Source organism: Lentzea aerocolonigenes (assembly GCF_000955955.1).
GTDB lineage: Bacteria > Actinomycetota > Actinomycetes > Mycobacteriales > Pseudonocardiaceae > Lentzea > Lentzea aerocolonigenes_A.
The window spans coordinates 1-6,322 of the sequence record NZ_JYJG01000448.1 but is presented as its reverse complement, the minus strand read 5'-3'; the positions used below and the strand labels follow the sequence as shown (position 1 = coordinate 6,322).

The window sequence follows — 6,322 nt, the reverse complement described above, 5'->3', positions numbered from 1 at the left end:
GGTTCTTGCTGACCCAACAAAGCACTACTAGTGGGTCGCGCTACTAGCGTCCGGCGGCGTGAACGGTGAAGTGATCATCCTGACCGGCCCGCCCGCCGCGGGGAAGACGACCGTGGCCGAACTGCTCGCCACCGGCGCCGCCGTCCCGACCGTCAACCTCACGACCGACCAGTTCTACCGCTCGATCCGCACCGGCTTCGTCCTGCCGTTCCTGCCAGAGGCACAACGGCAGAACGAGGTCGTCATCGACGCGATCGTCTCCACTGTTCGCACCTTCGCGCGCGGCGGCTACGACGTGGTGGTGGACGGCATCATCGGCCCGTGGTTCCTGCCGCCGTTCCGTGCGCTCGTGGGTGAGCTGACGGTGTCCTATGTGGTGCTCAGGCCGAATCTCGACGTCACGTTGTCGCGCGCTCGGCAACGTGCAGGGGACGAGCTGAAGAACGTCGACGCGATCACGGGCCTGCACGGCGCGTTCGCACAGCTCGGTGAGCTCGAAGGTCACGCGATCGACACCGGCGGTCTGGACGCGGAGCAGACGGCGGCCGAGGTTCGCCGCGTGCTGACCGCCGGTGGCCACCGGCTACAGGGGTAGGCCGCGCAGTGCCGGTTTGAGGACCTTCCCGGACCCCGTGCGCGGCAGCTCGTCCACGATCTGGACGTGCACGGGGATCTTGTACTTCGCGAGACGCGGCAACAGGAACTCGCGCAGCGCCACGGCGTCGACCACCGCGCCCTCCCGCGGTCGCACGAACGCCCGCCCGACCTCGCCCCACCGCGTGTCCGGCACGCCGACCACCGCGACCTCGACGACGTCCGGGTGGTCGGTGATCGCGTTCTCGACCTCGGCCGGGTAGACGTTCTCGCCGCCCGAGATGAACATGTCCTTGAGCCGGTCGACGACGTGCAGGTGACCGTCGTCGAGCCGCCCGAGGTCGCCGGTGCGGAACCAGCCGTCGGCGGTGAACGCGGCCGCGGTGGCGACCGGGTCGTTCCAGTAGCCCGGGGTGACGTTCGGGCCCTGCACCTCGATCTCGCCGGTGTCCGCCAGCCGCAGGTCGCCGAAGAACACCGGCGGGCCGGCCGAACCCGCCTTGCGCACGCTGTCCGCCGCCTCCAGGAACGTGGCACCGGGCGCGGTCTCGGTGAGGCCGTAACCCTGGCAGAACACCAGGTCCCGTTCCTGATAGGCGTGGATCACCGCGTCCGGCACGGACGCCCCGCCGCACAACAGCACGCGCAACGACGACACGTCGGCTGACGGCCAGCGTGGTGACGCCGCCAGGTCCGCGTACATCGTGGCCACCCCGAACATCCACGTCACGCCGTAGCCCTGGATGACGTCGAGGCACTCGTCGACGTCCCAGCGCGGGACGATCACGCTGTGCCCGCCCTTGATGAACGTGGGCAGCAGCGTCTGGGTCAGCGCGGCGACGTGGAAGAGCGGAGCGGCGACCAGCGCGACGTCGTCGGTGGCGACGTCGACGCCGATCATCAGGTTGAAGGTGTTCCACAGCAGGTTGGCGTGGGTGAGCACGGCGCCCTTGGGCCTGCCGGTGGTGCCGGAGGTGTAGAGGATCAGGGCGGGCTCGTCGATGGAGACCGGCTCGTCGAGCGGTTCGTCCGAGCCTGCGGAGAGCCAGTCCTCGTACGCGTCGAGCGAGATGGCCCGCGGGTGTTCCGTGACGTGCGACGGCGCGTGGATCAGCACGCGCGCGCCGCAGTCGGCCAGCTGGTAAGTGATCTCGGCGGGGGACAGGCGGAAGTTCAGCGGGACGAAGATCGCGCCGAGCTGGTGGGCGGCGAACATGGTCTCGGCGAACGACGGGTGGTTCTGGCCGAGGTAGGCGACGCGATCACCTTGGCGCACACCGAGTTCCCGTAGCTGATGAGCCAGCTTCGTGGTGCGGGCCGCGACCTCTCCGTACGACGTGGAGACTCCGTTGTACGTGAACGCCTCACGCTTCGGCGCCATGCGCGCGCGGCGGTGTGGCCAGCTGCCCAGTCCCGCGTTCCGCATTCCTGTCTCCTGTCAGGCTGGTGTGGCTGGTCTCGCGCAGTGCGACCGTGCAGACGACCGTGAGCACGCAGAACGCGGCGAGGATGACCGGGATCGCGCCCGTGCCGGCCGCGCTCTGCACCTGGGCGAAGAGCAACGGGGCGAGGCCCGCGCCGAGTCCCGCGAGCTGGTAGCCGAGCGATGCGCCGGTGTAGCGGCTGCCGGTGCTGAACAGTTCGCTGTAGAGCGCGGCGAGCGGCCCGTACATCATCGGATGGATCACGGCTTGGCCGAGGACCAGCGCGATGACGACGAACCCGTTGTCCACCAACGGGAACAGCGCGAACCCGAACGCGGCCATGAGCACGGCGCCCGCGAGCACGACAGGCCTGCGCCCGAACCGGTCCGACGCCGCCGACCAGCCGATGATGCCGATCACCGCGAGTGCGGACGAGAGCGTCAGCGCGTTGAGGATCGACTGCCTGGAGTTGCCTGCCTGCACGCCGTACGCCAGCACGAACGTCGTCAGCGTGGACTGGGCGACGAACGCCGAGAGGCCGACGCCGACGCCGAGCAGCAGCGTGCGCGGGTGGTTGCGCAGGACGTCCACGAGCGGTGCCGAGGTGCGCTTCCGCTCTGCCTGGAACACGGGCGTTTCCTGCACCTTCATCCGCACGAACAGGCCGATGCCGAGCAGCACCAGGCTGAGCAGGAACGGAACCCGCCAGCCCCAGTCGAGGAACGCCTTCTCACCCACGAGAGCAGCGGTGCCGGTGAGGGCGGCGGTGGAGAGAACCATGCCGCACGGCGCGCCCGCGTTGGTGAAGCTCGCCCACAGCCCACGTCGTGAGGTGGCGTGCTCGGCGGACATCAGGACCGCGCCGCCCCACTCACCGCCGACCGAGATGCCCTGGACGACGCGCAGCAGGATGAGCCCGGCCGGCGCGAGCCAGCCGACCTGGCCATAGGTGGGGAGCAGGCCGATCAGGAAGCTCGCGACGCCCATCAGGCTCATGGTGAGCACGAGCATCTTCTTGCGTCCCAGCAGATCGCCGTAGTGTCCGAAGAGGACACCGCCGAGCGGGCGGGCGAGGTAGCCGGTGGCGAACGTGCCGAAGCTCGCGATCGTGCCCACCAGCGGGTCGAGCGAGGAGAAGAAGACCTTGTTGAACACGACCGCGGAAGCCGTGGCGTAGAGCAGGAAGTCGTAGTACTCGATCACGCTGCCGAGGAAGCTGGACGCGACGGCACGGCGTAACTGCGTTGTTGTCGCCATGGCACTCTCATCTCAGGCGTAGTGGCGGTAGATCCCACGCGCGACGCACGCGGGCTTGTCTGAGCCCTCGATCTGAACGGTGAAATCGATCGTGATCTGCACCCCGTCGCCCTTGACCTCTTCCACAGCGGCGACCTGGCCCTGCAGCCGGATCTTGGCGCCGACCGGGACGGGTGCGGGGAAGCGCACCTTCTCCAGGCCGTAGTTGATGCTCATCCGCACGCCCGAGACTTCGAGCAGCTCGCTCATCAACGGGATGAGCAGCGCGAGCGTGAGGTAGCCGTGCGCGATGGTCGTTCCGAACGGTCCGGTGGCGGCGCGTTCCGGGTCGGTGTGGATCCACTGGTGGTCGTCGGTGGCGTCGGCGAACGTGTCGACGCGCCCCTGGTCGATCTGCAGCCAGTCGGTGTGGCCGAGGTCCTGTCCGGCAAGTGCTTTCAGCTCTTCGAGCCCGTTGACGGCGGTGGTCACGCGTCCTCCTTGACTAGTCCGAGCAGACGGGCGGCGTTGTGCTTGAGGATCTTCGGGCGGACGTCGTCGGAGATGTCGAGCTTGGCGAAGTCCGCGAGCCAGCGGTCCGGCGTGATCACCGGGTGGTCCGAGCCGAACAGGACCTTGTCCTGCAGCAACGTGTTGGCGTAGCGCACGAGCTGCGGCGGGAAGTATTTCGGCGACCAGCCGGACAGGTCGATGTACACGAACGGCTTGTGCGTCGCTACGGCGAGAGCCTCGTCCTGCCACGGGAACGACGGGTGCGCGAGCACGATCCTGAGGTGCGGGAAGTCGACCGCCACGTCGTCGACGAGCATCGGGTTGGAGTGCTTGAGCCGGATGCCGCCGCCACCGGGCACACCGGCGCCGATCCCGGTCTGTCCACTGTGGAACAGCGCCGGTACGCCGAGCTCCTCGATCGCCTCGTACAGCGGGTACGCCATCCGGTCGTCCGGCGAGAAGTCCTGCAGGCTGGGGTGGAACTTGAACCCGCGCACGCCGTGCTCCTCGACGAGCCTGCGGGCTTCCCTCACCGCAGTCCGGCCTTTCCACGGGTCCACGCTCGCGAACGGGATCAGCACGTCGGCGTGCTCGGCGCAGGACGCGGCGATCTCCTCGTTGGAGATGCGCGGGTGGCCGGTGGCGTGCTCCGCGTCGACCGTGAAGATCACCGCGGCCATGTTGCGCTCGCGGTAGATGCTTGCCGTCTCAGCGATCGTCGGCTGGCGGTGCTTTGCCTTGAAGTATTTGGCGGACGCCTCGATCAGCGCAGGGCTGAGCGAACTGTGGCCGTCGCTGGAGATCTCCGCGTGCGTGTGCACGTCGATCGCGACCAGGTCGTCAACGTTCATGGCGCCACCGGAGCCGGGATGCCGTAGGACTCGGGTTCGAAGCTCCACCGCTTGGCGATCTCCGCAGCCGTCCAGCCACAGTCGGCGAACTCCACCTGCTTCTCGGCCGGGTGCGACCACAGCGCGAGCCGGTCGCCACCGATGCCGATCGCCTGTCCGGTGATGCCTTTCGCCGCGTCCGAGGCGAGGTAGACGATCAGCTCCGCGACGTCCTCGACCGTGCCGAGCCCTTCGTCCCTGCGCACCCACGCGGGCAACGGCGCCCCGGTCCGCTCCGACTCCTCGATCAACGGCGCGAACGCCGGGATCGTCCTGGTCATCTCGGTCGCGGCGACCGGCACGACCGCGTTGACGGCGATGTCCGACCGCGCCAGCTCCAGCGCCCACGTTCGTGCCATCGCGGTGATCCCGGCCTTGGCGGCGGCGTAGTTGGTCTGCCCGAAGTTGCCGCGCTGCCCGGCCGGTGACGAGATCAGCACCAGACTGCCGCCGGTCCCTTGCTCCCGCATGCGGATCGCCGCCGCCCGGGCACACGTGAACGTGCCGCGCAGGTGCACGTTGATCACGGCGTCGAAGTCCTCGTCGCTCATCTTCCACAGCACGCGGTCGCGCAGCATCCCGGCGTTCGTGACCAGCACGTCGAGCCGTCCGAACTCCTCGACGGCGGTCTCGACGAGTCGCTCGGCCGTCTCGGTGGACCCGACCGGTGCGATCACCGCCCTGCCGCCGATGCCCGCGGCGACCTCTTCGGCGACGTCGTCCACGTCGTTCACGACCACGTGGGCCCCGTTGCGCGCCAAGGCTTCCGCATACGCCCGCCCCAGCCCCCGGCCGGCTCCGGTCACGATCGCGACCTTGCCCGACAGCTCCATCCGACGAGTCCTCTCCGTTGGGGTCGCGACCCAACGTACGGCACATTCATGACGCTCGTCTAGATGTTGCACAACATGTATGGTGGGCAGCGTGACGCCGCAGTCGTTGATGCTGAACTTCCTGGGGCTGTACGTGCTGGGCCGCGACATCGCGGTCTACTCGGGCAGCGTGATCGACGTCTTCGGCCGCGTGGACGTCTCGGAGGAGGCCGTGCGCTCGACCCTGACCCGTATGACGTCGAGGGGCCTGCTCGCCAAGCACCGCAACGGCCGCAAGGTCTACTTCGGACTCACCCCGCGGGCCAAGGACGTCCTGCAGGACGGTGAACGCCGCATCTGGCAGCGCGGCGCCGTCAACCGCGACTGGGACGGCACCTGGACGCTGGTCGGTTTCTCCCTGCCGGAAGGCCGCCGCGGCGACCGCCACGACCTGCGCTCGCAGCTGCAGTGGGCAGGCTTCGGCCCCGTGCAGAACGGCCTGTGGATCGCGCCCGGCACCCGCGACGTCACCGAGATGGTCGCCGACCTGGGCCTCACCGAGAACGTCACGGTCTTCACCGCCCAGCACGCCAAGCCGACCGAGGCCGCGGACCTGGCCACCCGCGCGTTCGACACGGCCGCGATCGCCGCGCGCTACCAGGACTTCCTGGCCCGCTGGCGCATCCCGGACGCCTCACTGCCCGACGACCTGGCGCGCCAGCTCGTGCTGCACGCCGACTGGCTCGACCTGGTGCGCCAGGACCCGCACCTGCCGGCCGAGCTGCTGGCCGGCGACTGGCCGGCCATCGAGGCGGAGCAGCTGTTCCAGACTCTCGCCACGCGCTATGTGGAG

General features: G+C 69.1%; 7 protein-coding genes. 2 read left to right on the top strand and 5 right to left on the bottom strand.

All coding sequences use genetic code 11. The annotated features are described in order from the left end of the window. Positions 1-58: 58 nt before the first annotated feature. Positions 59-595, top strand: coding sequence for a phosphotransferase-like protein (locus UK23_RS43220; protein WP_045317637.1), 537 nt, complete (start codon positions 59-61; stop codon positions 593-595). On the opposite strand, the gene UK23_RS43215 is transcribed toward UK23_RS43220, so the two are convergent. From UK23_RS43215 to UK23_RS43195, 5 genes are read right to left on the bottom strand one after another with little or no spacing between them, the layout of a single operon-like run. Continuing rightward, complete coding sequence (locus tag UK23_RS43215) at positions 584-2,020, bottom strand: acyl-CoA synthetase (RefSeq protein WP_045317636.1); 1,437 nt, start codon at positions 2,018-2,020, stop codon at positions 584-586. The two genes, UK23_RS43220 and UK23_RS43215, sit on opposite strands and share 12 nt — an antisense overlap. Next, entirely contained in the window at positions 1,959-3,275 is a 1,317-nt protein-coding gene (locus UK23_RS43210) for an MFS transporter (RefSeq protein WP_045317635.1), read from the bottom strand. The genes UK23_RS43215 and UK23_RS43210 overlap by 62 nt, the downstream gene beginning before the upstream one ends. A 12-nt stretch (positions 3,276-3,287) precedes the next feature. After that, positions 3,288-3,746, bottom strand: coding sequence for a MaoC family dehydratase (locus UK23_RS43205; RefSeq protein ID WP_045317634.1), 459 nt, complete (start codon positions 3,744-3,746; stop codon positions 3,288-3,290). Then, a complete protein-coding gene (locus UK23_RS43200) occupies positions 3,743-4,618 on the bottom strand; it encodes an amidohydrolase family protein (protein ID WP_045317633.1) in 876 nt (291 codons plus the stop codon). Before UK23_RS43200 ends, UK23_RS43205 begins: the two co-directional genes overlap by 4 nt. Further along, complete coding sequence (locus UK23_RS43195; protein WP_045317632.1) at positions 4,615-5,490, bottom strand: SDR family oxidoreductase; 876 nt, start codon at positions 5,488-5,490, stop codon at positions 4,615-4,617. Before UK23_RS43195 ends, UK23_RS43200 begins: the two co-directional genes overlap by 4 nt. A gap of 91 nt (positions 5,491-5,581) precedes the next feature. Between UK23_RS43195 and UK23_RS43190 the strand changes: the two genes are divergently transcribed. Then, positions 5,582-6,322: PaaX family transcriptional regulator C-terminal domain-containing protein (locus tag UK23_RS43190; RefSeq protein WP_231114946.1), on the top strand; the 741-nt coding region annotated here is incomplete at its 3' end.

What these genes read in the sequence shown, in the direction of transcription:
- UK23_RS43200 (WP_045317633.1), bottom strand. Translation starts at nt 4,618, where the DNA reads ATGAACGTTGACGACCTGGTCGCGATCGACGTGCACACGCACGCGGAG.
- UK23_RS43210 (WP_045317635.1), bottom strand. Translation starts at nt 3,275, where the DNA reads ATGGCGACAACAACGCAGTTACGCCGTGCCGTCGCGTCCAGCTTCCTC.
- UK23_RS43195 (WP_045317632.1), bottom strand. Translation starts at nt 5,490, where the DNA reads ATGGAGCTGTCGGGCAAGGTCGCGATCGTGACCGGAGCCGGCCGGGGG.
- UK23_RS43215 (WP_045317636.1), bottom strand. Translation starts at nt 2,020, where the DNA reads ATGCGGAACGCGGGACTGGGCAGCTGGCCACACCGCCGCGCGCGCATG.